The 25,775-nt window shown below is 72.2% G+C and carries 22 protein-coding genes; 8 read left to right on the top strand and 14 right to left on the bottom strand.

Annotated features, from left to right (window positions below):
• Positions 1 to 15: 15 nt before the first annotated feature.
• The 4 genes from OG389_RS04745 to OG389_RS04730 all read right to left on the bottom strand — a co-directional run bounded on the left by OG389_RS04745 (position 16) and on the right by OG389_RS04730 (position 7,292).
• Positions 16 to 1,797, bottom strand: a complete 1,782-nt coding sequence (locus OG389_RS04745) for an ABC transporter ATP-binding protein (RefSeq protein WP_328297197.1) — start codon at positions 1,795 to 1,797, stop codon at positions 16 to 18.
• Positions 1,794 to 3,677, bottom strand: a complete 1,884-nt coding sequence (locus OG389_RS04740; RefSeq protein WP_328297196.1) for an ABC transporter ATP-binding protein — start codon at positions 3,675 to 3,677, stop codon at positions 1,794 to 1,796. Before OG389_RS04740 ends, OG389_RS04745 begins: the two co-directional genes overlap by 4 nt.
• A gap of 111 nt (positions 3,678 to 3,788) precedes the next feature.
• Complete coding sequence (locus OG389_RS04735; protein WP_328297195.1) at positions 3,789 to 6,725, bottom strand: FAD-binding and (Fe-S)-binding domain-containing protein; 2,937 nt, start codon at positions 6,723 to 6,725, stop codon at positions 3,789 to 3,791.
• Between the two features lie 96 nt (positions 6,726 to 6,821).
• Positions 6,822 to 7,292 carry a MarR family winged helix-turn-helix transcriptional regulator gene (locus tag OG389_RS04730; protein WP_328297194.1) on the bottom strand — a complete coding sequence of 157 codons (471 nt, stop codon included), beginning with the start codon at positions 7,290 to 7,292 and terminating at the stop codon, positions 6,822 to 6,824.
• A 107-nt stretch (positions 7,293 to 7,399) separates the two neighbouring features.
• On the opposite strand from OG389_RS04730, the gene OG389_RS04725 reads away from it, so the two are divergent.
• Together OG389_RS04725 and mltG are read left to right on the top strand one after the other, a co-directional pair.
• The gene (locus OG389_RS04725) at positions 7,400 to 9,352 is read left to right on the top strand and encodes an ABC transporter ATP-binding protein (RefSeq protein ID WP_328297193.1); all 1,953 of its coding nucleotides are present in this window, start codon (positions 7,400 to 7,402) and stop codon (positions 9,350 to 9,352) included.
• Between the two features lie 63 nt (positions 9,353 to 9,415).
• Entirely contained in the window at positions 9,416 to 10,255 is an 840-nt protein-coding gene (gene mltG, locus OG389_RS04720) for an endolytic transglycosylase MltG (protein ID WP_328297192.1), read from the top strand.
• Between the two features lie 24 nt (positions 10,256 to 10,279).
• On the opposite strand, the gene OG389_RS04715 is transcribed toward mltG, so the two are convergent.
• From OG389_RS04715 to OG389_RS04675, 9 genes are all read right to left on the bottom strand, one after another.
• The gene (locus OG389_RS04715; protein WP_328297191.1) at positions 10,280 to 11,368 is read right to left on the bottom strand and encodes an FAD-dependent oxidoreductase; all 1,089 of its coding nucleotides are present in this window, start codon (positions 11,366 to 11,368) and stop codon (positions 10,280 to 10,282) included.
• Positions 11,369 to 11,435: 67 nt separating this feature from the next.
• A complete protein-coding gene (locus tag OG389_RS04710) occupies positions 11,436 to 12,530 on the bottom strand; it encodes an LLM class flavin-dependent oxidoreductase (RefSeq protein WP_328297190.1) in 1,095 nt (364 codons plus the stop codon).
• Positions 12,530 to 13,576 (bottom strand): ABC transporter substrate-binding protein, encoded by a 1,047-nt coding sequence (locus OG389_RS04705; RefSeq protein ID WP_328297189.1) that lies wholly within the window; start codon positions 13,574 to 13,576, stop codon positions 12,530 to 12,532. Before OG389_RS04705 ends, OG389_RS04710 begins: the two co-directional genes overlap by 1 nt.
• A gap of 65 nt (positions 13,577 to 13,641) precedes the next feature.
• Complete coding sequence (locus OG389_RS04700) at positions 13,642 to 14,364, bottom strand: ABC transporter ATP-binding protein (RefSeq protein WP_328297188.1); 723 nt, start codon at positions 14,362 to 14,364, stop codon at positions 13,642 to 13,644.
• Positions 14,337 to 15,224 carry an ABC transporter permease gene (locus OG389_RS04695; RefSeq protein WP_328297187.1) on the bottom strand — a complete coding sequence of 296 codons (888 nt, stop codon included), beginning with the start codon at positions 15,222 to 15,224 and terminating at the stop codon, positions 14,337 to 14,339. The genes OG389_RS04700 and OG389_RS04695 overlap by 28 nt, the downstream gene beginning before the upstream one ends.
• 186 nt (positions 15,225 to 15,410) lie before the next feature.
• On the bottom strand, positions 15,411 to 15,479 hold the full coding sequence (locus OG389_RS04690) for a putative leader peptide (protein ID WP_328303517.1): 69 nt from the start codon (positions 15,477 to 15,479) through the stop codon (positions 15,411 to 15,413).
• A 162-nt stretch (positions 15,480 to 15,641) separates the two neighbouring features.
• Positions 15,642 to 17,006 carry a cytochrome P450 gene (locus tag OG389_RS04685; protein WP_328297186.1) on the bottom strand — a complete coding sequence of 455 codons (1,365 nt, stop codon included), beginning with the start codon at positions 17,004 to 17,006 and terminating at the stop codon, positions 15,642 to 15,644.
• A 94-nt stretch (positions 17,007 to 17,100) separates the two neighbouring features.
• Complete coding sequence (locus tag OG389_RS04680) at positions 17,101 to 17,778, bottom strand: HAD family hydrolase (protein ID WP_328297185.1); 678 nt, start codon at positions 17,776 to 17,778, stop codon at positions 17,101 to 17,103.
• 51 nt (positions 17,779 to 17,829) lie between these two features.
• Positions 17,830 to 18,309: an Lrp/AsnC family transcriptional regulator gene (locus OG389_RS04675; RefSeq protein WP_328297184.1), complete on the bottom strand. Its 480-nt coding sequence runs from the start codon at positions 18,307 to 18,309 to the stop codon at positions 17,830 to 17,832.
• A gap of 131 nt (positions 18,310 to 18,440) precedes the next feature.
• Here OG389_RS04675 and OG389_RS04670 point away from each other — a divergent pair, with 131 nt between their 5' ends.
• The 4 genes from OG389_RS04670 (at position 18,441) to OG389_RS04655 (ending at position 22,915) form a co-directional block, all read left to right on the top strand.
• Positions 18,441 to 19,034 (top strand): histidine phosphatase family protein, encoded by a 594-nt coding sequence (locus OG389_RS04670; RefSeq protein ID WP_328297183.1) that lies wholly within the window; start codon positions 18,441 to 18,443, stop codon positions 19,032 to 19,034.
• Between the two features lie 70 nt (positions 19,035 to 19,104).
• Positions 19,105 to 20,676: an APC family permease gene (locus tag OG389_RS04665; protein ID WP_328297182.1), complete on the top strand. Its 1,572-nt coding sequence runs from the start codon at positions 19,105 to 19,107 to the stop codon at positions 20,674 to 20,676.
• Between the two features lie 11 nt (positions 20,677 to 20,687).
• Positions 20,688 to 21,107, top strand: coding sequence for a universal stress protein (locus tag OG389_RS04660; RefSeq protein ID WP_328297181.1), 420 nt, complete (start codon positions 20,688 to 20,690; stop codon positions 21,105 to 21,107).
• 263 nt (positions 21,108 to 21,370) lie between these two features.
• Positions 21,371 to 22,915: an FUSC family protein gene (locus OG389_RS04655; protein ID WP_328303515.1), complete on the top strand. Its 1,545-nt coding sequence runs from the start codon at positions 21,371 to 21,373 to the stop codon at positions 22,913 to 22,915.
• Positions 22,916 to 22,920: 5 nt separating this feature from the next.
• Here the strand turns inward: OG389_RS04655 and OG389_RS04650 are convergent, their stop codons facing one another.
• Complete coding sequence (locus OG389_RS04650) at positions 22,921 to 23,904, bottom strand: LuxR C-terminal-related transcriptional regulator (protein ID WP_328297180.1); 984 nt, start codon at positions 23,902 to 23,904, stop codon at positions 22,921 to 22,923.
• Between the two features lie 136 nt (positions 23,905 to 24,040).
• Between OG389_RS04650 and OG389_RS04645 the strand changes: the two genes are divergently transcribed.
• Both OG389_RS04645 and OG389_RS04640 read left to right on the top strand, forming a co-directional pair.
• On the top strand, positions 24,041 to 24,355 hold the full coding sequence (locus OG389_RS04645; protein ID WP_328297179.1) for a hypothetical protein: 315 nt from the start codon (positions 24,041 to 24,043) through the stop codon (positions 24,353 to 24,355).
• A 224-nt stretch (positions 24,356 to 24,579) separates the two neighbouring features.
• The gene (locus tag OG389_RS04640; protein ID WP_328297178.1) at positions 24,580 to 25,728 is read left to right on the top strand and encodes a nitric oxide synthase oxygenase; all 1,149 of its coding nucleotides are present in this window, start codon (positions 24,580 to 24,582) and stop codon (positions 25,726 to 25,728) included.
• Positions 25,729 to 25,775: the final 47 nt, after the last annotated feature.

The following is a 25,775-nucleotide window of genomic DNA, read 5'->3' as shown; positions in this document are numbered from 1 at the left end:
GCGGCGCGCCGGGCGTCAGCCGTGCCAGGAGCGCCACAGGGCGGCGTACGCGCCGTCGGCCGCGACCAGGGCGTCGTGGGAGCCCAGCTCGCTGATCCGCCCGCCCTCCACCACCGCGATCACGTCCGCGTCGTGCGCGGTGTGCAGCCGGTGCGCGATGGCGATCACCGTGCGGCCCTCCAGCACCCGCGCCAGCGAGCGCTCCAGATGCCGGGCCGCGCGCGGGTCCAGCAGCGAGGTGGCCTCGTCCAGTACCAGCGTGTGCGGGTCGGCCAGCACCAGCCGGGCCAGCGCGATCTGCTGGGCCTGCGCCGGGGTCAGCGCCGCCGCGCCCGAACCGACCTCGGTGTCCAGCCCGGCGTCCAGCGCCCGCGCCCAGTCCTGCGCGTCGACCGCGCCGAGCGCCGCCCACAGCTCGGCGTCACCCGCCCCGGTGCGCGCGAGGCGCAGGTTGTCCCGCAGGGAGCCCACGAACACGTGGTGCTCCTGGTTGACCAGGGCCACGTGCTCGCGCACCCGTTCCGCAGGCATCCGCGACAACTGCGCCCCGCCGAGGGTGATCTCGCCGGTCCGGGGCGCGTAGATGCCCGCGAGGAGCCGGCCCAGCGTGGACTTTCCGGCGCCCGAGGGCCCGACCAGGGCCATCCGGGTGCCCGGCGGCACCGACATCGAGACCTGGTGCAGCACGTCGACGCCCTCGCGGTAGCCGAAGTGCACCTGGTCCGCGCGCACGTCCCGGCCCTCCGGGGCGACGCCCGCGTCCCCCTCGTCGGGCTCGATCTCCCGCACGCCCACCAGCCGGGCCAGTGAGACCTGCGCGATCTGGAGTTCGTCGTACCAGCGCAGGATCAGGCCGATCGGGTCGACCATCATCTGCGCGAGCAGGGCGCCCGTGGTGAGCTGCCCCACCGACATCCAGCCCTGGATCACGCAGTACCCGCCGATCATCAGCACCGCGCCGAGGATCGTCACGTACGTGACGTTGACGACCGGGAAGAGGACCGTCCGCAGGAACAGCGTGTACCGCTCCCAGGCCGTCCACTCCTTGATCCGCCGCTCCGACAGCTCGATCCGGCGCCCGCCGAGGCGGTGCGCCTCGACCGTGCGGCCCGCGTCGACCGTCTCGGTGAGCACGGCCGCGACCGCCGCGTACCCGGCCGCCTCCGAACGGTAGGCGCTGGGCGCCCGCTTGAAGTACCAGCGGCAGCCGATCACCAGCACCGGCAGCGCCACCAGGGCGGCCAGTGCCAGCGGCGGCGCGGTCACGGCGAGAGCCCCGTAGAGCAGCCCCGCCCACACCACGCCGATGGCGAGCTGCGGCACGGCCTCGCGCATCGCGTTGGCCAGCCGGTCGATGTCGGTGGTGATCCGCGACAGCAGGTCGCCGGTTCCCGCGCGCTCCAGCACGCCCGGAGGCAGGCCCACCGAACGCACGAGGAAGTCCTCGCGCAGATCGGCCAGCATCTCCTCGCCGAGCATCGCCCCGCGCAGCCGGACCAGTCGGACGAACAGGGCCTGGACGATGAGCGCCACCGTGAACAGCAGCCCCACGCGACCCAGATGGAGTTCGCGGGACCCCTCCGCGAGCCGGTCCACGACCTGCCCCAGCAGGTAGGGGCCGACCATGGACGCGATCACCGCGACCGTGTTGACCGACACCAGCACCACGAAGGCCCGCCGGTGGCGGCGGAACAGGCCGCGCACATAGCCCCGTACGGTCGCCGACGAGCCCACGGGCAGTGTCGCGGCCGTTTCGGGGGCCGCCGGATCGTACTGCGGCGGCGCCACGCCGATCATGCGGATTCCTCGATCTCTGTCATTGCGGACTCGTTCAGTACGGACTTGTTCAGTACGGATTCCAGTCCCGCGAGCCGCTGTTCTTCCTCGGTCTCGCGGGTGACGACCGCGCGGTAGAGCGGTTCGCCGTGCAACAGTTCGCGGTGGGTGCCGCTCGCCGCCACCGTGCCCTCGTGGATCAGGACGACCCGGTCGGCGTGGTCCAGCAACAGCGGCGAGGACGCCAGTACCACCGTCGTGCGCCCGGCACGCAGGGTCGCGATCCCGTCCGCGATCCGTGCCTCGGTGTGCGAGTCGACCGCCGAGGTCGGCTCGTCCAGCACCAGTACCTCGGGATCGGTCACCAGGGACCGGGCCAGCGCCAGCCGTTGGCGCTGCCCGCCGGACAACGACCGGCCGCGTTCGGTGATCCGGGCGTCCATCGGGTCGCTCACCCCGTCCGGGGCGGACTGCAGCAGTGCGTCCAGTACGTCCGTGCACTGGGCCGCCGCGAGCGCCGCCCCGGGGGCGACCGCCCCGGAAGCCGGTACGGCGAACAGCTCGTGCAGCGTCCCGGACAGCAGCACCGGATCCTTGTCCTGTACGAGGACCAGCGTGCGCGCCGTGTCCAGCGCGAGCTCGTCCAGCGCGACCCCGCCCAGCAGGACCGAGGCCCCGGCGGCGGCGCCGTCGGTGTCCATCGGGTGGCCGCCGAGGCGTTCCGCGAGGCGGCCCGCCAGGTCGGGGTCCCCGCACACCACGGCGGTGAACCGGCCCGCCGGGACCAGCAGCCCGGTCCGCGGGTCGTACAGGTCGCCGCCCGGGGCCGGGGGCTGGGCGGGGGTACGGGCCTCCGCGGCGGCGGTGGCGGTCGCCCGCTCCGTGTCGTCGGCGCCAGCGGCGTCCGCCCGCGTCAGCGACAGCACCCGGGCCGCCCGCTTGGCGGAGGGACGCGAGAAGGAGTACGCCATCGCGATCTCCTCGAAGTGCCGCAGTGGATAGAGCATGGTCGCCACCGCGCTGAAGGCCGCGACGAGTTCGCCGACGTCCAGCCGGCCCTCGAGCACGAGCGCGGACCCGTACCAGACCACCGTGATCAGCAGCGCGCCCGGGAGCAGCACCTGGATCGCGGAGATCAGCGCCCACATCCGGGCACTGCGCACGGCCGCCTTGCGGACCTCCTGCGAGGCCTCGCGGTAGCGGCTGAGGAAGAGTTCCTCGCCCCCGATGCCGCGCAGTACCCGCAGGCCCGCCACGGTGTCCGAGGCGAGCTCGGTGGCCTTGCCGGCCTTCTCGCGCTGGATGTCGGCGCGCCGGGTGGCGCGCGGCAGCAGCGGCAGGACAGCCAGCGCGAGCACCGGCATGCCGATGGCCACGACCACACCGATCGTGGGCGCGTAGAAGAGCAGGACCACGCAGCCGATGACGAGGGTGAGGGCGGCGGCGAGGAAGCGGGAGACCGCCTCGACGAACCAGCCGATCTTCTCCACGTCACCCGTGGACACGGCCACCACCTCGCCCGCCGCGACCCGACGGGTCAGGGCGGATCCGAGCTCGGCGGTCCTGCAGGCGAGCAGCTGCTGGACCCGCGCGGCGGCGGTGATCCAGTTGGTGACGGCGGTGCGGTGCAGCATCGCGTCGCCGAGCGAGATCGCGGCGCCGAGCAGCGCGATCAGGCCTCCGACCCACAGCAGCCGGGCGCCGTCGCGGGTCACGGCCGCGTCGACGCCCAGACCCACGGCGTACGGCAGCCCGGCCACGCCGCCGAAGTGCAGGAGTCCCCAGCTCAGGCTTTTGGCCTGTCCGCCGAGTTGCCCGCGCCCCAGCCACCACAGGAATCGGGGGCCGGACCGAGCGTCGGGTACCCCTGGATCCGGATACGGAAGATCGCTGATCTGCATGACGCCCCATGACTGGTCGAGTGGTTCAAACCGTGCAAGGTTCGCGTTCCGGTCCGGTCCGGGGCAATCGATTTTCCATTGGCCAAAGCTTTTCCGGCCAGGGCTGTGGCTTCAGGGGCGGGTGGCGCGCTCCAGTTCCAGGAGCGCGGAGTAGTAGCTGCGGCCGGTGGCCCGGTCCATGCCCACCTCGCACATCCGGTTCGCCGACAGGTGCGCGTCGAACTCCCGCGCCGTCACCTCGGCCGCCTCGCGGGCCGTCGCCGACTCCGTCAGCTCCGGGTGCAGCATGCCGCGGTCGCCCGCGAAGGCACAGCACCCCGCGTCGTACGGGACCACCACCTCGTCGGCGCAGGCCTCGGCCACCGCCCGCAGCTGTGCCTCGTCGTCCAGGTGCCGCATCGAACAGGTGGGGTGCAGCACCGCCGAGCCGACCTTGCGGCGGACCTCCAGGCGCGGCAGCAGCTCGTCGGCGGCCCAGACGATGGAGTCGACGATCCGCAGCCCGGCGTGGAGCGCCCGGTTGTCCGGCGTCAGGTACGGGACCACCTCCTGGGAGATGCCCAGGGTGCAGGAGGACGCGTCGACGACGAGCGGCAGCCGCCCGCCGGCCGTCCAGCCCCAGGCGGCCTCCACGATCCGGTTGGCCATCACGCGGTTGCCCGCGTCGTACCCCTTGGAGTGCCAGATCGTCGCGCAGCAGGTGCCCGTCACGTCCCGGGGGATCCACACGGGCTTCCCGGCCCGCTCCGACACCGCCACGACGGCTTCCGGGAGGGAGGGCCCCGGGCGGCCGTCGGGGCCGGCGAAGATCCGGTTGACGCACGCCGGGTAGTACACCGCCGTGGCGCCCACCCGCCGGGTCGCGGGCAGTGTGCGGGCCGCGGCGCCGGGGATCTGCGGCAGCCACTCCGGGACGAGGTCGGGGCGTACGGCTCTGCGCGCGGCCCCCGTCAGGACCTCCAGGACCCGGTCCCCGACGGCGTCCGTGATCCGGTCGGCGGCGGCCACGGCCAGCCGGGCGCCCGCTTCGACCGCTCCGAAGCGGCGGGCCGCGAGCGCCGCGGCGCGCTCCTCGCGCGGGCTGTGCCGGCGGTGGCGGAAGTCCTTCATCAGTGCGCCCGTGTCGATGCCGACGGGGCAGGCGAGTTTGCAGGTGGAGTCGCCGGCGCAGGTGTCCACGGCGTCGTAGCCGTAGGCGTCGAGGAGTCCCGCGAGGACGGGGGAGCCGGGCTGCTGGCGCATCATCTCGCGGCGCAGCACGATCCGTTGGCGCGGAGTCGTGGTCAGGTCCTCGCTGGGGCAGGTCGGTTCGCAGAACCCGCACTCGATGCAGGGATCGGCGGCGGCCTCCACCCGCGGGATCGTCTTCAGACCGCGCAGATGTGCCTTCGGGTCTCGGTCGAGGAGGATCCGCGGGGCGAGCACCAGGTCGGGGTCGACGACCCGCTTGGTGCGCCACATCATTTCGGTGGCCCGGGGTCCCCACTCCAGTTCCAGGAAGGGGGCCATGTTGCGGCCGGTGGAGTGCTCGGCCTTCAGGGAGCCGTCGAAGCGCTCCACGGTGAGCCGGCAGAAGGCCTCCATGAAGGCGGCGTACCGCTCGACGTCGGAGGGTTCGGCGGAGTCGAAGGCGAGCAGGAAGTGCAGGTTGCCGTGGGCGGCGTGGCCGGCGACGGCGGCATCGAAGCCGTGCTCCGCCTGGAGTTCGAGGAGCGCTTCGCAGGCCTCGGCCAGCCGGGACGGGGGGACCGCGAAGTCCTCGGTGATCAGGGTGGTGCCGGGGGCGCGGGCGCCGCCGACGGCGGTGACGAAGGCCTTGCGGGCCGTCCAGTAGCCGGAGACGGTCCTCGGGTCACGGGTGAAGGCGTTGGTCACCGAGGCCACCGGCGCCACCAGGTCCAGCCCGGCCACCACCCGAGCGGCGCGCCGCTCGTACTCCGCGCGCCCGGCCTCGTCCGGGGCCCGGAACTCCACCAGCAGCGCGGTGGTGTCCTTGGGCAGGGCGGCCCAGTCGGCGGGCACCCCCGCGACGCTCACCGAGGCACGCAGGGTGTTGCCGTCCATCAGCTCGACGGCCAGCGCCCCCGCCTCGTTGAAGAGCGGTACGGCGGCGGCCGCGGCCGGCAGCGAGGGGAAGAAGAGCAGGCCGCTGGTGAGCTCGCGGTCCAGTGGCAGGGTGTCGAAGACGACCTCGGAGATGAATCCGAGGGTGCCCTCGGAGCCGACCATCAGCCCGCGCAGGATCTCCGCGGGAGTGGATCCGTCGAGGTAGGAGTCGAGGCGGTATCCGGTGGTGTTCTTGATCTCGTACTTGGCCCGGATGCGGGCCACGAGCTCCGGATCGGCCTCGATCTCCCGCTTGATCTCCATCAGCCCGTGGCACAGGGCGGGTTCGGCCCGCGCGAGTTCCTCGTCGGCGAGCGGGTCACCGGTGTCCACGACGGTTCCGCTCGGCAGCACGAAGGTCAGCGACGACAGGGTGCGGTACGAGTTCCTCGTGGTCCCCGCGGTCATGCCGGAGGCGTTGTTCGCGACGACTCCGCCGAGGGTGCAGGCGATCGCGCTGGCCGGGTCGGGGCCGAGCACACGGCCGTGACGGGCCAGCGCCGCGTTGGCGCGCAGGACGGTGGTGCCGGGCTGGATCCGGGCGCGGTGTCCCCCGTCCAGCACCTCCACACCGGCCCAGTGGCGGCGGACGTCGACGAGGATGTCCTCGCCCTGGGCCTGTCCGTTGAGCGAGGTCCCGGCGGCACGGAAGACGACCTCGCGCTGCTTGCCGTGGGCGTAGGACAGGACGGCGGAGACGTCGTCGATGTCCTCGGCGATGACGACGACCTGCGGCAGGAACCGGTACGGGGAGGCGTCCGAGGCGTAGCGGACCAGGTCGGAGATGTCACCCAGCACCTTTTCGGCTCCCAGGAGCTCGGTCAGCTCGCGGCGCAGCGTCCTGGGGGTGCCGGCCGACTGCCGGTCCGGCACCCGGTCGGGGGCGGGGCCGCCGACGGTGTGCGGGCGCAGGGCCCCCGGCTTCGGTTCCAGCAGCGGCATCTGAGGCCCCTCAACTCGCGCGGTCCGGTGGATCTCACTCGTTCGGCGCAGTCCCGGCCCTCTTGGTTCCGGCCTTCTCGCGGTCGGCCCGCCCGGTCAGCAGCCGTGCTCCGGCGGGGCGTCCGCCAGGGCGTTCAGCAGACCGCCGAGCACCTCGCGCTGATCCGCGGTCAATGGAGCCAGGATCTCCTCTGCGGCGCCGGTTCGCGCGTTGCGCAGCCGGCGCAGCGTGGCGCGGCCGGTGTCGGTCAGCTCGATCCTTATGACGCGCCGGTTCGCCGGGTCGGGCACGCGGCGGACGCAGTCCGCGCCCTCCAGACCGTCGACCAGCGTGGTCACGGCGCGGGGCACCACTTCCAGACGGGCGGCGAGGTCCGCCATCCGGGGCGGCTGGACGGTCGAGAGATGGGCGACCGTGCGCAGCAGCCGGGACTGGGCCGGGGTGATGCCGAGCGGCTCCAAGTGGCGTTTCTGGATGCGGTGGAGCCGCCGGGTCAGCCGGAGCAGCTGCTCGGCGAGCACGCTGTCGGTGGTGTCGGGGCTGTCCGTCTCGGAAGCGGTGCTCATGCTGCGGTCCTCATAATGGGAACGATATCAGGACCAGATTCATTGTGAGTATAGGTAACAATGAGCTATGCTCATTCGAGTCTCGTCAGCTGTCATGAAGGAGGCCCATGCGCCCCAAAGAACCCGAGTGGACACCCTCGAAGGAATCCCTGGACCCCAGCGGCCCCTCCCCGGCGGAGCGGCCGCGCGAGCTGCGCCGCATCGTCGGTCTCTTCCGGCCCTACCGTGCACGTCTCGCGGTCGTCGGCGTGCTCGTCGCCGCCTCCTCCCTGGTCGGCGTCGCCTCTCCTTTCCTGCTCAAGGAGATCCTCGACGTCGCGATCCCGCAGGGCCGTACAGGGCTGCTGAGCCTGCTCGCCCTCGGCATGATCGCGACCGCCGTGGTCACCAGCGTCTTCGGCGTGCTCCAGACCCTGATATCCACCACCGTCGGCCAGCGCGTCATGCACGATCTGCGCACCGCCGTCTACGCCCAGCTCCAGCGGATGCCCCTGGCCTTCTTCACCCGCACCCGCACCGGCGAGGTGCAGTCCCGCATAGCCAACGACATCGGCGGCATGCAGGCGACGGTCACCTCCACGGCGACCTCCCTCGTCTCGAACGCGACGGCCGTCATCGCCTCCGTGGTCGCGATGCTCGCGCTGGACTGGCGCCTGACGATCGTCTCGCTGCTCCTGCTGCCCGTGTTCGTGTGGATCAGCCGCCGCGTGGGCAACGAGCGCAAGAAGATCACCGCGCAGCGCCAGAAGCAGATGGCCACGATGGCCGCGACGGTCACCGAATCCCTGTCGGTCAGCGGCATCCTGCTCGGGCGCACGATGGGCCGCGCCGACTCGCTCACCAAGTCCTTCGCCGAGGAGTCCGAGCAGCTCGTCGATCTCGAAGTGCGCTCCAGCATGGCCGGACGCTGGCGGATGTCGACCATCGGCATCGTCATGGCCGCCATGCCCGCCCTCATCTACTGGGCGGCCGGCATGGCCCTGCAGACCGGTGCGCCCTCGCTCTCGGTCGGCACCCTCGTCGCCTTCGTCTCCCTCCAGCAGGGTCTGTTCCGGCCCGCCGTGAGCCTGCTGTCGACGGGCGTCCAGATCCAGACCTCCCTCGCGCTGTTCGCCCGCATCTTCGAGTACCTCGACCTGCCGGTGGACATCACCGAGCGCCAGGACCCCGTCCGCCTGGACCGCGCCAAGGGCGAGGTCCGCCTGGAGGACGTCCACTTCGCGTACGACGCCAAGAGCGGCCCCACCCTGACGGGCATCGACATCACCGTCCCGGCCGGCGGCTCGCTCGCCGTGGTCGGCCCGACCGGATCCGGCAAGAGCACGCTCAGCTACCTCGTGCCCCGGCTCTACGACGTCACCGGCGGCCGGGTCGTCCTCGACGGGGTGGACGTGCGCGACCTCGACTTCGACTCGCTGGCCCGTTCCATCGGCGTGGTCTCCCAGGAGACTTACCTCTTCCACGCCTCCGTCGCCGACAACCTGCGCTTCGCCAAGCCGGACGCCACCGACGAGGAGATCGCCGAGGCGGCCCGGGCGGCCCAGATCCACGAGCACATCGAGTCCCTGCCCGATGGGTACGACACCCTGGTCGGCGAGCGCGGATACCGGTTCTCCGGCGGCGAGAAGCAGCGTCTGGCCATCGCCCGCACCATCCTGCGCGACCCGCCCGTGCTGATCCTCGACGAGGCCACCAGCGCGCTGGACACCCGTACCGAGCACGCCGTGCAGCGCGCCATCGACAACCTCTCCCAGGGCCGCACCACGATCACCATCGCGCACCGCCTCTCCACCGTCCGCGACGCCGACCAGATCGTGGTGCTCGACGGCGGCCGGATCGCGGAGCGTGGGACCCACGAGGAACTGCTCAAGGCCGACGGTCGGTACGCGGCTCTGGTCCGGCGGGACCAGGAGACCGCGCTCAAGCCGGAGGTGCTCCCCTCCGAGACGTTCCTGGCCGGGGCCTCCACCTCGGGAACGCTCAAAGCGGACTTCCTCAAGCCCGGAGCCTTCAAGCCGGACACCCTGCGCGGTACCGAGCCGATCCCGGTAAACGTGTGATCGTATGACCGGCGCACGGGCCGGATGCCGGACATCTCATGGTTCGCGGGTTAGCGTGCCCGCATGCGTCATGAGAACCGGCCGCCGTCACCGCGCCGTTCCCGGCTCACCCGCCGGGGCAGGCTGGCGCTCTTCCTCGGTACCTTCCTGGGGCTCGGAGCAGCCGTCCTGATCCCCCTGCTTCCCGTGGAGGAAGCGCCCGAGAAGCCACGCCAGTTGCTGATCCCCGAAGGCTGGCGGGCCCCCCAGGTCTACGCCGCCATCGACCGTGAGCTGAAGCTTCCGGCAGGCTCCGCCAAGGCGGCGGCCGCGAAGGCCGCACTGCCCCTGCCGGCGGAGGCCAAGGGCAATCCTGAGGGGTACCTCTTCCCGGCCACGTATCCAGTGACCTCCGAGTCCACTCCGGCCTCACTGCTCACGTACATGGTCGAAACGGCCGGCAGGAAGCTGGCCACCAAGGCCGTGGCGGACGGCGGCAAGGCCCACGGGATGACCCCGTACCAGACGGCCACCCTCGCCAGCATCCTCGAGGCCGAGGCCGAATCCTCCGCGGACATGGGCAAGGTCGCCCGGGTGGTGCACAACCGGCTGGCGAAATCGATGCCGCTCCAGATGGACTCCACCATCAACTACGCGCTGAACCGCTCCACGGTGGACACCAAGCTGAGCGAGACGAAGATCGACAGCCCCTTCAACACGTACGAACGCCAGGGCCTGCCACCGACGCCGATCGACAGCCCCGGCCTGCGGGCCATGGCGGCCGCGGTCGCTCCGACCCCCGGGGACTGGCTCTTCTTCGTCACCGTGAAGCAGGGGGACACCCGCTTCTCGGCGACGTACGAGGAGCACAAGCGCCACGTGGCCGAGTTCAACCGCCTCAGGACGGCCTCCCGAAAGACCTGAGCGCCGAGCCGGGGCCGGCGCTCCTCAGCGGACGTCGGCCGGGGTCCGGGCGAGCAGCCGGTGGATCTCACGGACCGCGGCGCCGCCGGCGCGGTTGGCGCCGATGGTCGACGCCGAAGGACCGTAGCCGACCAGGTGGATCCGCTCGTCGCGGACCGCACGGGTGCCCTCGAGGCGGATGCCGCCCCCCGGCTCGCGCAGGCGCAGCGAGGCCAAGTGGTCGATGGCCGCGCGGAAGCCGGTGGCCCAGAGGATCACGTCCACGTCCACCCGGCTCCCGTCGGCCCAGGCGGCCCCGGTCCTCGTGAGGCGGTCGAACACGGGCCGGCGTGCCAGCACCCCCGACGCCAGTCCGGCCCGGACCGCCTCGTTCAGGGGCAGCCCGGTGACGCTGACCACGCTCCGGGGAGGCAGCCCCTGCCGGACGCGGTCCTCCACCAGGGCCACCGCCGCGCGGCCCTCGGCCTCGCCGAAGCTCCCGTCACGGAAAACCGGGGGTCGCCGGGTGACCCAGGTGGTCTCCGCCGCCACCTCGGCGATCTCCAGCAGGTGCTGCACCGCCGAGGTGCCGCCGCCCACCACGACAACCCGGGCTCCGGCGAACCCGCCGGGCCCCGGGTAGTTCGCCGTGTGCAGCTGCCGTCCCCGGAAGAGCTCCTGCCCCGGGTAGCGCGGCCAGAACGGCCGGTCCCAGGTCCCGGTGGCGTTGATCAGCGCCCGCGTCGACCAGGTACCGACCCTGGACTCCACCAGCAGCCGCCCGTCCGCACCGTCGCGTACGGCGCTCACGTCCACCGGCCGGTGTACGCGCAGGTCGAAGCGGTCCTCGTACGCGGCGAAGTACTCCGCGATCACCTCGGAGGACGGCCGCAGCGGATCGGCCCCCGTCAGCTCCATCCCGGGCAGTGCGTGCATGCCGTGGACCTTGCCGTAGGTGAGCGAGGGCCAGCGGAACTGCCAGGCACCGCCCGGGCGGGGCGCGTGGTCCAGGACCACGTGGCCGATGCCCGCCCGTGCCAGGTGGTAGGCGCTCGACAGGCCGGCCTGTCCGGCGCCCACGACCACCACGTCGACGTCCGCGTCCGGCGCGCCCCGCTCCGCAAATTCGTTCACGGTTCTACCAACCGGGGTCGGTGGTGAGATCTTCCCGCGGCACGCTGCGGCCCCTCCTCCCCGGAGGTCAGCGTGCGAGCAGGCCGCGCGCGGCCAGCTCCGGCGTCACCCCCTCGCCGAACCAGTAGGCCTCCTCCAGGTGCGGGTAGCCGGACAGGACGAAGTGCTCGATCCCCAGCGCGTGGTACTCCTCGATCCGGTCCGCCACGTCCGCGTGGCTGCCGACCAGGGCCGTGCCGGCTCCGCCGCGCACCAGGCCGACGCCGGCCCACAGGTTCGGGGAGATCTCCAGCTTGTCGCGCGAGCCGCCGTGCAGGGCCAGCATCCGCTGCTGGCCGACCGACTCGCTCGCACTCAGCAGCGACTGCGCCGTGGCGATCGAGGTGTCGTCCAGGTCCCCGAGCAGCCGGTCCGCGGCGCCCCAGGCCTCCTTCGCCGAATCCCGGGAGATGGTGTGCAGCCGGATGCCGAACTTCACCGTCCGGCCCCGCTCCTCGGCCAGCGAACGGATCCAGTCGATCTTCTCCTTCACCTCCTGCGGCCGTTCGCCCCAGGTCAGGTACACGTCCGCGTGCTCGGCGGCCACCGGACCCGCCGCCGCCGAGGATCCGCCGAAGAAGATCTCCGGCAGTGGGTCGGGCGGCACCGCGGTCAGCCCGCCGTCGATCCGGTAGTGCTCGCCGTGGAAGTCGAAGGGCCGGCCGCCCCAGACACCCCGTACGACCGAGAGGAACTCCGCGGTGCGCTCGTAGCGGCGGTCGTGGTCCAGATGGTCCCCGAAGCGTCGCTGCTCCGCCGAGTCGCCGCCCGTCACCACGTTGAGCAGCAGCCTCCCGCGCGTGATCCGCTGGTACGTCGCCGCCATCTGCGCGGCCAGCGTCGGCGAGATCACCCCCGGCCGGAAGGCCACCAGGAACTTCAGCCGTTCGGTGTGCTGCGCCAGCGCCACCGTCGTCAGCCAGGCGTCCTCGCACCAGGTCCCGGTCGGGGTCAGCACCGCCTCGAAGCCGAGCCGTTCGGCGGCCTTCGCGATCTGCGCGAGGTACTCGATGTCGGGCTCGCGCACCCCCGCCGCCGAGTGGTTGGCGGCGTAGGCGTGCCGGTCCACCAGGGTGCGGCCGTCGCCGCCGGTCGGCAGGAACCAGTGCAGTCGTACCGTCATCAGGATTCCTTCCCGTACGTCCGGGCGGGAGTGGTGGAGGGCGGCAGGTCCCGGTTGAAGCGGGTGTCCACGAAGTCCTTGAAGACGACCTTGCCGGGAATCAGCTTCAGCTCGGTGAAGGTGTCGGCGATCTTCTGCTCCGAGGCCACGGCGGCGTCGTCCACGGCCACCGGCACCCGGGTTCCGGTGCTCCGCTTGACCGAGTCGAAGGCCACCTCGTACGGCAGCCCGGTCTCCTTCGACCAGGCCTTGGCCCACTCCTCCGGGTGCTTGAACACCCAGTCCTGGGCGCGCTGGAGGCGCTGGAGGTAGTCCCCGATGGCCTTGCCCTTGGCCTCGTCGGCCAGGGCTCCGGGAGCCGCCACCTGGAAGGCGAGCCCGTTGACGACCCCCTCGCCGGTGGTGAGGACGCGGGCTCCCGAGCGCAGCACCTGGGAGGTGTAGGGGTCCCAGACCGCCCAGGCATCGACCTTGCCGCTGTTGAAGGCGGCCAGTGCGTCGGCCGGCTGGAGCAGGGTGATCTGCACGTCGGACGGCTTCAGGCCGGCCTGTTGGAGGCTCGCGATCAGCTGGAAGTGCGCCGAACTGCCCTGCGCCACCGCGATCTTCTTGCCGCGCAGCTCGGCGGGGGTCTGGAGGGCGGAGTCCTTGGGCACGAGGATCGCCTCGCCCGCCGAGGAACCGTGCGTGGCACCCACCACCGTGATCTTCGACTTGGCCGCGGCGGCGAAGACGGGCGGAGTGTTGCCGACGCCACCGATGTCGACGGCCTTGGCGTTGACGGCCTCCAGCAGCGGCGGCCCGGAGGTGAAGGTGGACCACTTGATGTCGTAGTCGAGCTTGTCCAGCTCGCCGGCGGCCCGCAGCAGAGACTCGAAACCGCCCTTCTGGTCACCCACGTTGAGTGTGATCCGGGCGGCGCCCTTGGCCCCGTCCTTGGCCCCGTCCTTGGAACCGGAATCGGCGGCCGAACTCCCACCGCAGGCCGTCAGGACCAGGGACAGCGGAATCAGCGTGGCGAGCAGGGGCAGGGTGTGACGTCTCATGTCGCTTCTCTTCGATCTCTCGTAGCAGGAATCGGGGCAGGGGATGTGGAGGGGCCGGTCGCGGCTCAGCTCACGCCGAGCTCTCCCAGCAGCCGGGCGCGCAACTCCGCGAACCCGGAGTCGCCGACCGAGCGCGGCCGCTCCAGCGCCACCTCGGTGTCGTAGGCGATGCGGCCCTCGTCCATCACGAGTACGCGGTCCGCCAGCAGCAGCGCCTCGTCGACGTCGTGGGTCACCAGCAGCACCGCGCAGCCGCGCCGCTGCCACAACTCGGCCACCAGCTGCTGGGCCTTGATCCGGGTCAGCGCGTCCAGCGCGCCGAACGGCTCGTCGAGCAGCAGCAGATCGGGCTCGCGCACCAGTGCCCGGGCCAGTGAGGCCCGCTGTGCCTCGCCGCCGGACAAGGTCTTCGGCCAGGCGTCGGTACGGTGTTCCAGCCCCACCTCGGCCAGCGCCCGCTCGGCGCGCTCGCGTTCGGGCCGGCCGGGCAGCCCGAGCAGTACGTTGCGCCAGACCCGCTTCCACGGCATCAGCCGGGGCGCCTGGAAGGCGACGGCCCGGCGTTCGGGAACCAGCACCTCGCCCTCGATCTCCCGGTCCAGGCCGGCCAGCACCCGCAGCAGCGTGGACTTGCCGCAGCCGCTGCGCCCGAGGAGCGCGGTGAACTGCCCGGCCCGCAGGGACAGATCGAGCCCGTCGATGACCGCCCGCCCGTCGAAGGCCCGGGTCAGCCCCGCGACCCGGACGGCGGTGTCCGCGATCACTGGCCGGTGAAGGTCGGTCGCCATTGCAGCAGCAGCCTTTCGAGAGCGCGGACGAGGAGGTCGGCGGTGAGGCCGAGGAAGGCGTAGACGACGAGGCAGACGACGATCACGTCGGTGCGGAAGAACTCGCGCGCCTGGTTCATCAAGAACCCGATCCCGGCATCGGCGTTGATGGACTCCCCGAACACCAGGGCCAGCCAGCCGGTGGCGAGGGAGTACCGCAGCCCGGTCATGAACCCCGGCAGCGCGCCGGGCAGTACCACGTGCCGCACCAGGCCCCACCGGCCGAGCCCCAGGGCCCCGCCCGCTTCGATGAGCTGCTCGTCCACCCCGCGGATGCCGGCGTACACGTTCAGGTAGAGGTGGAATGCCGTGCCGAGCGCGATGAGCGCCACCTTCGGCGCCTCCCCGATGCCCATCCAGATGATGAACAGCGGAATGAGGCCCACCCACGGCACGGTGCGCAGCATCTGCACACTGGCGTCGATCAGGTCCTCGCCCAGCCGGGAGAGCCCGGACAGGAGCGCCAGCACCGTTCCCGCCGTCCCGCCGAGTACGAGACCGATCGCCACGCGCTGCAGCGACACCCCCATCGCGTTGGGCAGGGTTCCGTCGCCGATCAGATCGGCCCCGGCGCTCGCGATGGTCGAGGGCGGAGCGAGCACATCGGCGGGCAAGAGCCCGAAAGTGCTGGCCAGTTGCCAGAGGGCGAGCAGGAGCAGTGGCCCGGTGGTGCGTCGTACCCAGCGGGGTACGGACCCGCGCCGGGCTGAGGTGGGCACCACGGGGACGAGGGTGGGAGCGGCTGCGGATGCCGGGGACACGGACGGTACGGATGCAGATTTAGTCGATATGTCCGGCGGCGCATGGCTGGTGATGCTCATGGGTGCTCCACGGGAAGGGAGGGGAGGAGGCGGCCGCGGCGCGCACCCCTGCCGGGCCCGCGCCGACAGGGCGTCGTGGGGCCGGGTTCGAGAAGCTCGGTCAGGAGCTCGGGGTGTCAGGGCCTGCGGAAGGAGAGCGCGTGGCGCTCGTGACGGGAGAGGGTGCGGCCCGGAAGAAAAAGGGCGTCAGCAGCCGCGGCAACACGCGGCGGAGGCCACCCGCAGCAGGTCGATGTGACCGCGCGTGGTGAGCATGGCTGAACGCAACATGCGGCGAAACTTAGCCATTCGCCCGCTCTCCGGTCAATGGTGTCTCGCGGGCTGGGATGCGGATCTCTCCCGTCGGGACGTGGACGTGGACGTGGACGCGGATGCGGCCCGCAGGCGGCCGGCCCCGCGCCCGCGTCCCCCGGTTCGCTACGCGGCGCGGTTCGCGCGCAGCGTGGCCAGTACCGGGCCCCGCGGCTGGAGGGTCAGACCCGGGAGGACCTTCGCGCGGGTGGGGCCGCTGTCCACGTGGAAGCGCTGGGCCACGACGGCCAGTACGAGCGCCGCCTCGACCAGGGCGAACCGGGCGCCCAGGCAGGCGCGCGGGCCGCCACCGAAGGGGAACCAGGCGTGTTCCGGCACCGGGTGCGGGGCGTCGGCGTCCCACCGCTCGGGGCGGAAGGCCTCGGGCTCCGGGAACCACCGCTCGTCCCGGTGCATCGACCACGGGCTCGTCCACACCGACAGGCCGGCCGGCACCGGCCGCCCGCCCAGGGTGGCACCCTCCTTCGCCACTGCGGAGATCAGCCAGATCGGCGGGTAGATCCGCAGCGCCTCCTTGACCACCTGCTGGGTCCAGGGCAGCCGCGCGTAGTCCTCGTACGAAGGCAGCCGGCCGCCGAGTACCCGGTTCAGCTCCTCCATGAGCCGCTCGCGCGCCGCGGGTGCGCCCGCAAGCAGCTGCCAGGCCCAGGTCAAGGTGGTCGAGGTGGTCTCGTGGCCGCCGATGTAGAGGGTGATCGACTCGTCCCGCAGCTCCGTGCGCGACAGCGGCCCGCCGTGCCCGTCACGGGCGGTGAGGAGCCGGCTCAGCAGGTCGTCCCGCTCCGCGCCGGCCGCCGAGGCCGCCTCGTGCTCCTGGATGACGTGCTCGATCTCGCGGTCCAGGACGGCCACGGCCGCCTTCATCCGGCGTCGGCCCGGAGTCCGGACCCACGGCGGCAGGAACAGCGTCACCCCCCGGAACTCGGCGCTCAGTTCCCGCTGCGCCGTGGCCATGGCGGCGCTGATCGGCGCCTCCCGGCCGGCGGCGTCACTCCCGAACAGGGTCCGCACCGCGATGCGTTGGGTGAGACCGGCCATCTCCCGGTGCACGTCTATCCGCGCGCCGTCGCTCCAGTCGGAGACCAGCGCGTCGGCGCACTCCACCATCGTGGCCGCGTACGTGCGCACTTGGCGCGGGCGCACCGAGGGCTGGACCAGCGCCCGCTTGCGCCGCCAGTCCTCGCCGGTGGCAACGACCACCCCTTTGCCGAGCAACTGACGGAAGGCCCAGCCCAGTTCGGTCGGACTGAAGGTGGACTCGACGGCGCCGAGCAGCTCGCCGGCGTGCTCGGGCAGCGAGACGAGCACGTTGCGCTGCGGGCCGAGCGCCCACGGCACCCAGTCGCCGTACTCGTCGCGCAGCGACTCGAAGAAGGCCAGCGGATCGCGGGCGAAGGCGGGAAGGTTCCCCAGCAGGGGCCACCGGCGCGGTCCGCGCTCGGCGCCCCGGGGCGTCAGGGTGGCGGTCACCCCGGCATGGTGACAGCGCCGCCTCCAGGGCGCCAGAGTCCCGGGGCGCCCGCGCCGCCGGGACCGCCCCGGTGATCCCGGCGGCCCCGGTGCCTCAGGCGGCCTGGGCGGCGGTGAGCCAGCTGTAGGCCCTCTCCGCGCTGAACTCCGTCTGCCCGGAGGGGAAGAGGAGCCCGGCCGAGGCGAAGGCCGGGTCGTCGGCGGTGGCCGCGACGTACGGGACCGCCAGGCACCGCATGCCCGCCGCGTGGGCGGCGCGGGCGCCCGGAGCCGCGTCCTCGACGACCACGCAGTCGGCGGGCTCGGCACCCAGACGCCGCGCCGCCTCCAGGAACACGTCCGGGGCGGGCTTGCCCTGCGCCACTTCCTCGGCGGAGACCACCGTCGTCAGCAGGGCGTCCAGTCCGGTGCCCGCCAGGACCGCGTCGATCGCCTCGAGCGAGGAGCCGGAGGCGACCGCCATCGGGACGCCCTCGGTGTGCAGCCGCTCCACGAACCCGCGCATCTCGGGATAGACCTCGGTGTGGGTCCGGGCGAGCTCCAGGTAGGCGGCGTTCTGCTCGGCGAGCAGCTGCTCCACGGGGGCCGCGATGCCGTACCGCTCCCGGAAGATCTCCAGCGTCTCCAGTGTGCCGATGCCGATGTACCGGGAGTGCTCCTCCCAGGTGAAGTCGGCGACCCCGTGGCGCTCCAGGGTGCGCCGCCCGGACTCGTAGTAGTTCGGCTCGCTGTCCACGAGGGTGCCGTCGAGATCGAATATGACGGAGATCATCCGTTGTGCCGTCCTGCCAGTGCCGGTCCTGTACCTGTCCGCACCATCTTGTCAGGATTTGCGGGCTGCCCGTCCCACGGACTCGACCAGCGGCAGCAGCCGGTGCGGCACCCGCTCCCGCAGGGCCACCTCGGTCCGGGTGCGGACCACTCCGGGCAGCCGGATCAGCCGCTGGATGACGTCCTCGAGATGGGCGTTGTCCCGGGCGGCCACCCTGGTCAGCAGGTCCCCGCCGCCGGTGATGGAGAAGGCCTCGATGATCTCCGGTACGGAGGCCAGCGCGTCCCCGACCTCGTCCAGGTGCCCCTGGGTGACCTCGATGTGCACGAAGGCCAGCACGGGGTGCCCCAGGGCGGCGGGGGAGAGCACGGGTCCGGTTCCGGTGATCACCCCGGTGCGCTCCAGCCGGTCGAGCCGGGCCTGGAGGGTGCCGCGCGCGACGCCGAGGATCCGGGCGTACTCCCGGACGCTGGTGCGCGGCTGCTCGATCAGCAGGCGCAGGATCCGTGTGTCGAGCTCGTCCACCGCCATGCCGCGACCCTACCAATCGCCCTGTCGAACCCGCTGTGACCTGCGCTGCCGTCACGAGGGCGAACGCGGTCGGCGATACGGCCGGCCCGCTCGCCCGGCACCGACATGCCGCAGCGGCTAGGGTCCGGAGGATGAGCGACCTGCTTCTGGTGAGGCACGGCGAGACGGCCTGGAGCGCGACCGGACGGCACACCGGACGCACCGACGTCCCGCTGAACGCGCGCGGGGTCGAAGAGGCCATCTCGCTCGCCCCGTACTTCCAGGACCGCCATCCGGCCCTGGTACTGACCAGCCCGCTGCGCCGGGCCGCCGCCACCGCCCGACTCGCGGGGCTGAGCGGCGGCGTCACCGACCCCGACCTGTACGAATGGGACTACGGCGGCTACGAGGGGATCACCACCGCCGAGATCCAGCGCGAGCGCCCCGACTGGTCCCTGTGGACCGACGGAGTACCGCCCGGCGACCAGGAGCACCCCGGCGAGAACGCCGCCCAGGTCGGCGCCCGCGCAGACCGGGTCCTGGCCCGGGTGGCCGAGGAACTGCGCGAGGACCGGGGCAACGTCGTCCTCGTGGCCCACGCGCACCTGCTGCGGGTGCTGACCGCCCGCTACCTGGGCCTGCCGCCCGAAGCCGGACGCCTCTTCCTGCTCCGTACGGGCACCTTCAGCCGGCTCTCCACCGAGCACGGCCTGCCGGTCGTCGCGGGCTGGAACACCCGCCCCTGAAACACCCCGCCGAACAGCCCGCCGAAGCTCCCGCCTCGCGCGCCGGGGCGGTCTGCGTGACGATGCGTACATGGCCCCCCATGGCTCGGACGGCGGCCCCCTCGAGCCCCGGGATCCGGAGCGGCGACCGGGAGCGGGACCGGGAGCGGGCGTGGTCGCGGACCCGGACGCCGACCCCGGGCTCAAGGCCGACGCGATCGGGTTCCTCGACGCACTCGTCATCGGCCTGAACTCGACCTCGCCCGCCTACTCCCTGGCCGCCGTCATCGGACCGATCGTCGCCCTCGCCGGCATCTACGCACCCGGCGTCATGCTGGCCTCCTTCGTGCCGATGTTGCTGATCGCCGCCGCCTTCTACTACCTCAACAAGGTCGACCAGGACTGCGGGACCACCTTCTCCTGGGTGACGCGCGCCATGGGCCCCTGGGCCGGCTGGCTCGGCGGCTGGGCCATCGCGATGACCGGCGTCCTCGTCATCGGCTCGCTGGCCGACGTGGCCGTGCACTTCGGGCTGCTCGCCGCCGGACTCGACGACTGGGCGGCGAACGAAGCGCTCCGGCAGTCCCTGACCGTCGTCGTGATCCTCGCCATGACCGCGGTCTGCGTCATCGGCACCGAGATGTCGGCCCGGCTCCAGGACGTCCTGATCCTCGCCCAGGTCTTCTTCCTGCTGGTGTTCGCCGTGGTCGCCCTCTACCGCGTCTACGCCGGCACCAGCAGCCTCGACGGCACCAGACCCTCGGTGGCGTGGCTCAACCCCTTCGGCGCCGGCGGAGCCGCCCTCACCGGCGGACTGCTGCTCGGCGTCTTCATCTACTGGGGCTGGGAATCGGCGGTCAACCTCACCGAGGAGGTCGAGGACTCGGCCACCGCACCGGGAAAGGCGGGCATCTGGTCCACCGTCGTGCTGCTGGTGACGTACCTGTCCGTCGGCTTCGCGGTCGTCGGATACGCCGGGACGAAGTTCCTCGCCGAGAACGCGGGCGAGGAGGAGGCCGTCTTCGCCGTCCTCGCCCACGAGGTCATGGGCGGCTGGGACTGGGTGGTCCTGCTCGCCGTCTGCACCTCCGCGCTCGCCTCCACCCAGACCACGATCATCCCCGCCTCGCGCACGGCCCTGTCCATGGCCCGCCGCCGCGCCCTGCCGCCGCACCTCGCACACATCCACCCCCGCTTCCGCACCCCCGACGTGAGCACCTGGTGGGTGGCCGGCATCGCCATCGTCTGGTACCTCGCCGTCAACCAGATCAGCGAGAACGCGCTCCTGGACTCCCTCACCGCCCTCTCCCTGCTGATCGCCTTCTACTACGCGCTCACGGGTCTGGCCTGCGCCGTCTACTACCGCCGCCACCTGCTGGAGAGCGTCCGCAACTTCCTGTTGATCGGCTTCGGCCCCGTGGTCGGCGCCGCACTGCTGGCCTGGCTGCTCGTGAAGTCGGTCGACAACATGTCGGACCCGGAGAACTCGGCGAGCGGCGTCTCCTGGTTCGGGCTCGGACCGCCGCTGGTCATCGGGATCGGGATCGCCGTCGTCGGCGTGCTCGTCATGGGCTTCTGGCGGATCAGGGACGGCCGTTTCTGGCAGGAGCGGCGGGGCGTCGCCGACCCGGACCTCGTCCACGGACTCAAGAAGCCTTCCTGAGAGGAGCCCCGATGTCCGTCGTCCTCGGGTACGACGAATCGCCCGGCGCCGAGCGCGCCCTGCACGTGGCCCTTGAAGTCGCCACCGCCTTCGGCGAGGCGCTCGTCCTCGTCTACGGGGCGGCCGCCCCCGGCTCCACCGGGGAGGAGTACCGCGCGCACCGCGAGGCCGTCCGCGAGGCGGGCCGCAGCGCGCTCGCCCGCGCGGTGGAAGCCGCCGACGAGGCGGGGGTGCCGTCGACCGTCGAGGTGGTCGACGAGAAGCCGGCCCAGGCGCTGCTCGACGCCGCCGAACGCCACGGGGCGAGGGTGATCATCGTAGGAAGCTGGGGCGACAGCCCGATCCGGGGCGCGCTCCTCGGATCCACCCCGCACAAACTCCTGCACCTCTCGCCGGTCCCGGTCCTGTGCGTACCGACCGCCGCCCCCTGATCCGTTGGTCCCGGGTGGCCGAAGATCAGCCGTCACAGGTGTACCAATGGCCCACTCCTGCGCCGGAGAGTTGAGCCAACAGGCCTCCGGATGCTTATCTGTGTCCTATCCATGTATCTACGGCGCCACGCAGTGCCGGACGGCAACGAGGCCGGTCCGGACCGTGGCGCCTTCGCTGTGCCTGTTTGCCGCCCACCACCCCCGGGCGCGAGACGGCCCGGCGTGTTCCATCGCAAGGGGGGCGGCACACCGCCGTGAAGAGGATGTTCGTGGCTCCGGATCCGGGGCGCGCAAGACTGAGGAACTCGTCGCGGGCCGTCCTCGGCGTCGCTCTCGCCGTGGCCGTGGCCGAGCTGTGCGGGCTCTCGCTCGTCGCGTCGATCACCGGGGGACTGGCGGCGCTGCTGGCCCTCTTCACAGTCACCGACGCCACCGTGCGCGCCCAGCGGGTGACCACCGCCCTGCTGCCGGTCGCCGGCTTCCCCGTACTGGCCCTGGCCACCGCCCTGCACGGCGTGCCGGCGGCCCGTGACGCGGCCTTCGTCGCCGTCGTGTTCGCCGGGGTCTACGCCCGGCGGTGGGGCGTGCGCGGGCACGCCCTGGGGATCTTCGCGTTCATGAACTTCTTCATCACCCAGTTCCTGCATGCCCGGCCGGGGCAGCTGCCCGAGCTGTACGCGGCCGTCGGACTGGCGCTCCTGTCGGCCGGCGCGGTGCGGTTCGTGCTGTGGCCGATCGAGCGGCGCGTCCCGCCGCCCGCCGTACCGCCCGCGGCGCCCGGCACCGGGCTAGCCCGGCCGACGACCCGCCAGGCCTTCCAGGCCACCGCCGCCTGCGCGGTCGCGCTGGGCATCGGCCAGGTCCTGTCCGAGGACCGCTGGTACTGGGCGGTCGGCACCGCCTGGTGGATCTTCGTCAACACCGCTTCGCGGGGCGAGACGCTGGTCCGCGGCTTCCGCCGGGTGCTCGGCACGGTCATCGGGATCGGCGCGGGGCTCCTGATCGCGATCCCGCTGCACGGGGCGCCGGCCCCCACGGCGGTCCTCGTGGCGCTGTGCGTCTTCGGGATCTTCTACACGGCGGCGGTCTCCTACAGCTGGATGATGCTGGCGGTGACGGTCATGGCCGGCCTGCTGTACGGCCTGCTCGGCGTGCTCGATCCGGGCCTGCTGGTCCTGCGCCTCGAGCAGACGGCCGTCGGCGCGCTGTGCGCGGGGCTGGCGGTGGTCCTGGTGCTGCCGGTCACCACCCACGCGACGAACGACATGTGGATCCAGCGCGCGCTGCGGTGCGTGCGGGCGTGCACCGCCGAGGCCGCGGCGCGCCTCGCCGGCTCTCCGGTCGCCGATCCCGCGCCGCACGCCGCGGAGCTGGAGCTGTTCCTGGGACGGGTACGGCTGTCACTGGCTCCGCTGGTCCATCCGCTCAGCCCCTACCGCGCCCGCAAGGCCAGGGCCCGCCGCGTGCTCGCGCTGCTCGACGAGTGCGCCGTCGAGGTGCGCGGGCTGGTCTCCGTGGCCGCGGACCCGGACGCGAGCCACGACGCCCGGCTCGCGGCGGCGTGCTGGCGGGTCGAGGCCGCCGTGGAGGCGCTGCTGTCACCCGAGGCGGAGCGCGGCGCGGTGGAGCACGGCGCGCCGGAGCGCGCGGGAGCGGAACGAGCGGCGGACCGGCCGGCCGCGGGCACGAGCCCCGGCCGGATCGCCGCCGGGCCGGCGCTGGCGCATCTGCACGGTCTGGAGCGGCTCCTCGGCCAGCTCGACGGACCCCTGCGCCGCGGCTCGCGCTCCCCGCTGGTGGGGGCCTAGAACGTTCAGGCCCGGCCGGTGTCGAAGACGCCGGACTTCGCGAGGACGAAGCCGAGTTCGGCTCTGCTGCGGCTCCCGAAGCGAATCGAGGCGCGTTTGATGTGCGCGCCGATACTGCGGGTGCTCAGGCCGAGCCGCTTGGAAATCGCGTCGTCCGTATGCCCCCTCACCATGAGTTCGAGAATCGTCTTCTGGATTTCGTCGGTGAGTTGTGGCGGGCGTTGCCCGGTCGCGTCGAACTCGACGGGGGTCGCCCGTTCCCACACGGCCTCGAACGTCTTCGTGAGGTAGTGGATCAAACCGGGTTCGCGAATTTCCAGGGCGTACGGCTGATTTCCGCTCCCGGCGACCGCCGGGACGAACGCGGCGGACCGGTCGACCACGATGAGCCGCTCGAACCGCTCTCCGGCCGTGCGGACCTCGGCGCCGGCCCGGGTGGCCCGTTCCATGCGGGCGAGCGTCGGACCGTGCGAGCGGACCGTGTGGCTGTAGACCGTGCGCCGGCGCACGTCCCGTCCGGCCGGGGCGGGATCGCGGGGGAGTACGTCGGCCCGGACCCCGGTGAGGCAGCGGCCCTCGGGATGGGTGGTGAGCAGTTCCCCGGTGCACGTCGAGAGCGCCGCCTGGACGGCGGCGTCTATCACCTCGCGGCCGACCAGGGGACGCAGGAGGGCCTCGTGCCGCTGGTGCTCGTGCCGGTAGACGGCCTCCATCGGGGAGAGGGCGGCGATCAGGGTGTCGAGCTCCGCCCGCTGGTCCGCGATGGCCCGCTCGATCGGCTTCGCGAGGATGACCGCGGCGACCGAGGGCGGCACGGGGAGGTGGTCGCCGGTGCCCTCCAGCCTCCGCAGCAGCCCGAAGGAGACCAGACAGTCCGGAACGGGCCCCGGTAATCCCCCCTCCCGTAAAGCCCGCCGGTATCCGGCCGCGCAGTCGCCGCAGATCGACGTGCAGTCGTCAATGTCGGAATGCGTGGTGTTGGTGTTCATCTGCACCCTCTTCTTGTTTCGGCAATGCAAGATCAGGATGCCCCGGTCCGTTGGTCGCGGGGGAGTGGAGCGGCAGGATCTTTCTCGCCCGGTGATCGCGAAGTGGTCCACATGATCGGTGGCGGGAGTGGCGACGGTGAAGCGAAACATTCATTCCGACATCAGGATTCCGCCGGCGGGACTGTCCGGGGCGCTGGACATGCTGGCGCTGGCGCGCAAGGCCGTCGACGACGCGTACGGAAGTGATGAGCAACTGGCCCGGGTGGCGCTCCACTTGATCGACTGCGCCACCGATGCCGCGGCCCTGCTGGGCCGGGCCGACGACCTGGACGCGGCCCGGGAGTCGCTGGGTTCGGCCCGCTCCGCGGTGGTCGCCGCGACCGCCGCGGTACGCCTCACCCACGACGGCCGCCGCCTCGCCCACGACGGACCGAATGTCGTGAGGACCTGAAGTCGTCACCCCTTAAGCGGAGTTGCCGCGGATGATACGTCCCCTACGTCCCGTCCACAGGGCCGATCGACGAAGATCACACGGAGGAGTGTTCCGGGCGCGCCTTCCGCACGCCGCTGACCTGCGGCGTGTACAACGGGTGATTGTTCATTGCACATTCATCCGGCATGGCCCCTTCATGCCACGCGGGGTGGATCTGGTCGGACAGGGGGTAACCGCCCGGAATGGAAATACTTCAACAGCGCTCCACCACCGCTCAGGTGTGGGAAGCGGCCGAGGAGTTCATCCGACTGTTCCACAGGGAGAACCCGGACGCGGGTGATCCGCGCGAGCGGCTCGCCGCCGTACGGGCCGAGCTCGCCGCGACGGACACGTACCGGCACACTCCCGAAGAACTGGAACACGGCGCACGCGTGGCCTGGCGCAACAGCAACCGGTGCATAGGCAGGCTGTACTGGAACTCGCTGCGCGTCCGCGACCGCCGCGGGCTCGCCGACGCCGACGAGATCGCCGCCGAGTGCTTCGAGCACCTGCGCGAGGCGACCAACGGCGGCCGGGTCCGGCCCACCATCACGGTCTTCGCCCCCGAAACCCCTGACCGCCCCGGCCCGGTGATCTGGAGCGAGCAGCTGGTCCGGTACGCCGGCTACGGCGACCACCCCTCCATAACCGTCGGCGACGCCCGCAACGCGGAACTCACGAGCGCGCTGCTCGCCCTCGGCTGGCCCCGGGGCCCCGGCACCCCCTTCGACCTGCTCCCGCTGGTCGTGCAGGGGATCGACGACAAACCCCGCTGGTTCGACGTCCCTCCGGACGCCGTCCTGGAGGTGCCCATCGAGCACCCCGACGGCGCGCAGGGCGGTGACGGGTGGTCGGACTGGGGCCTGCGCTGGCACGCCGTACCCGCGATCTCCAACATGTGCCTGGAGATCGGCGGCATCCACTACCCGGCGGCGCCCTTCAACGGCTGGTACATGGGTACCGAGATCGGCGCCCGCAACCTGGCCGACACCGACCGGTACAACCTCCTGCCGGCGGTGGCCCGTCGTATGGGCCTCGACACCGGCAGCGACCGTTCGCTCTGGAAGGACCGCGCGCTCGTCGAGCTCAACCGGGCGGTGCTGCACTCCTTCGACGCGGCCAAGGTCACCATCGCCGACCACCACACCGAGTCCCGGCGGTTCCTGACCCACGTGGAGAAGGAGGAGCGCAAGGGCCGCGACGTGGGGGCGGACTGGTCCTGGATCGTGCCGCCGATCTCCGGTTCGGCGACGCCGGTCTTCCATCGCACGTTCGAGGACCGGCCCAGTTCGACGGCTTACGTCCATCACTCCGGCGCGCTGGAACGGGCCCAGGGACGGGATTTGGTCTAGACCTTCTGTTACCGTCACTGCCCAACGGATCCGGAACGACTGAGAGG

Source organism: Streptomyces sp. NBC_00435, assembly GCF_036014235.1.
Lineage (GTDB): Bacteria > Actinomycetota > Actinomycetes > Streptomycetales > Streptomycetaceae > Streptomyces.
Note: the sequence above shows the minus strand (reverse complement) of the source record. Positions and strands in the feature narration are given on the sequence as shown.

What these genes read in the sequence shown, in the direction of transcription:
- OG389_RS04745 (WP_328297197.1), bottom strand. Translation starts at nt 1,797, where the DNA reads ATGATCGGCGTGGCGCCGCCGCAGTACGATCCGGCGGCCCCCGAAACG.
- OG389_RS04740 (WP_328297196.1), bottom strand. Translation starts at nt 3,677, where the DNA reads ATGCAGATCAGCGATCTTCCGTATCCGGATCCAGGGGTACCCGACGCT.
- OG389_RS04735 (WP_328297195.1), bottom strand. Translation starts at nt 6,725, where the DNA reads ATGCCGCTGCTGGAACCGAAGCCGGGGGCCCTGCGCCCGCACACCGTC.
- OG389_RS04730 (WP_328297194.1), bottom strand. Translation starts at nt 7,292, where the DNA reads ATGAGCACCGCTTCCGAGACGGACAGCCCCGACACCACCGACAGCGTG.
- OG389_RS04725 (WP_328297193.1), top strand. Translation starts at nt 7,400, where the DNA reads ATGCGCCCCAAAGAACCCGAGTGGACACCCTCGAAGGAATCCCTGGAC.
- mltG (WP_328297192.1), top strand. Translation starts at nt 9,416, where the DNA reads ATGCGTCATGAGAACCGGCCGCCGTCACCGCGCCGTTCCCGGCTCACC.
- OG389_RS04710 (WP_328297190.1), bottom strand. Translation starts at nt 12,530, where the DNA reads ATGACGGTACGACTGCACTGGTTCCTGCCGACCGGCGGCGACGGCCGC.
- OG389_RS04705 (WP_328297189.1), bottom strand. Translation starts at nt 13,576, where the DNA reads ATGAGACGTCACACCCTGCCCCTGCTCGCCACGCTGATTCCGCTGTCC.
- OG389_RS04700 (WP_328297188.1), bottom strand. Translation starts at nt 14,364, where the DNA reads ATGGCGACCGACCTTCACCGGCCAGTGATCGCGGACACCGCCGTCCGG.
- OG389_RS04695 (WP_328297187.1), bottom strand. Translation starts at nt 15,224, where the DNA reads ATGAGCATCACCAGCCATGCGCCGCCGGACATATCGACTAAATCTGCA.
- OG389_RS04680 (WP_328297185.1), bottom strand. Translation starts at nt 17,778, where the DNA reads ATGATCTCCGTCATATTCGATCTCGACGGCACCCTCGTGGACAGCGAG.
- OG389_RS04675 (WP_328297184.1), bottom strand. Translation starts at nt 18,309, where the DNA reads ATGGCGGTGGACGAGCTCGACACACGGATCCTGCGCCTGCTGATCGAG.
- OG389_RS04670 (WP_328297183.1), top strand. Translation starts at nt 18,441, where the DNA reads ATGAGCGACCTGCTTCTGGTGAGGCACGGCGAGACGGCCTGGAGCGCG.
- OG389_RS04665 (WP_328297182.1), top strand. Translation starts at nt 19,105, where the DNA reads ATGGCCCCCCATGGCTCGGACGGCGGCCCCCTCGAGCCCCGGGATCCG.
- OG389_RS04660 (WP_328297181.1), top strand. Translation starts at nt 20,688, where the DNA reads ATGTCCGTCGTCCTCGGGTACGACGAATCGCCCGGCGCCGAGCGCGCC.
- OG389_RS04655 (WP_328303515.1), top strand. Translation starts at nt 21,371, where the DNA reads ATGTTCGTGGCTCCGGATCCGGGGCGCGCAAGACTGAGGAACTCGTCG.
- OG389_RS04650 (WP_328297180.1), bottom strand. Translation starts at nt 23,904, where the DNA reads ATGAACACCAACACCACGCATTCCGACATTGACGACTGCACGTCGATC.
- OG389_RS04640 (WP_328297178.1), top strand. Translation starts at nt 24,580, where the DNA reads ATGGAAATACTTCAACAGCGCTCCACCACCGCTCAGGTGTGGGAAGCG.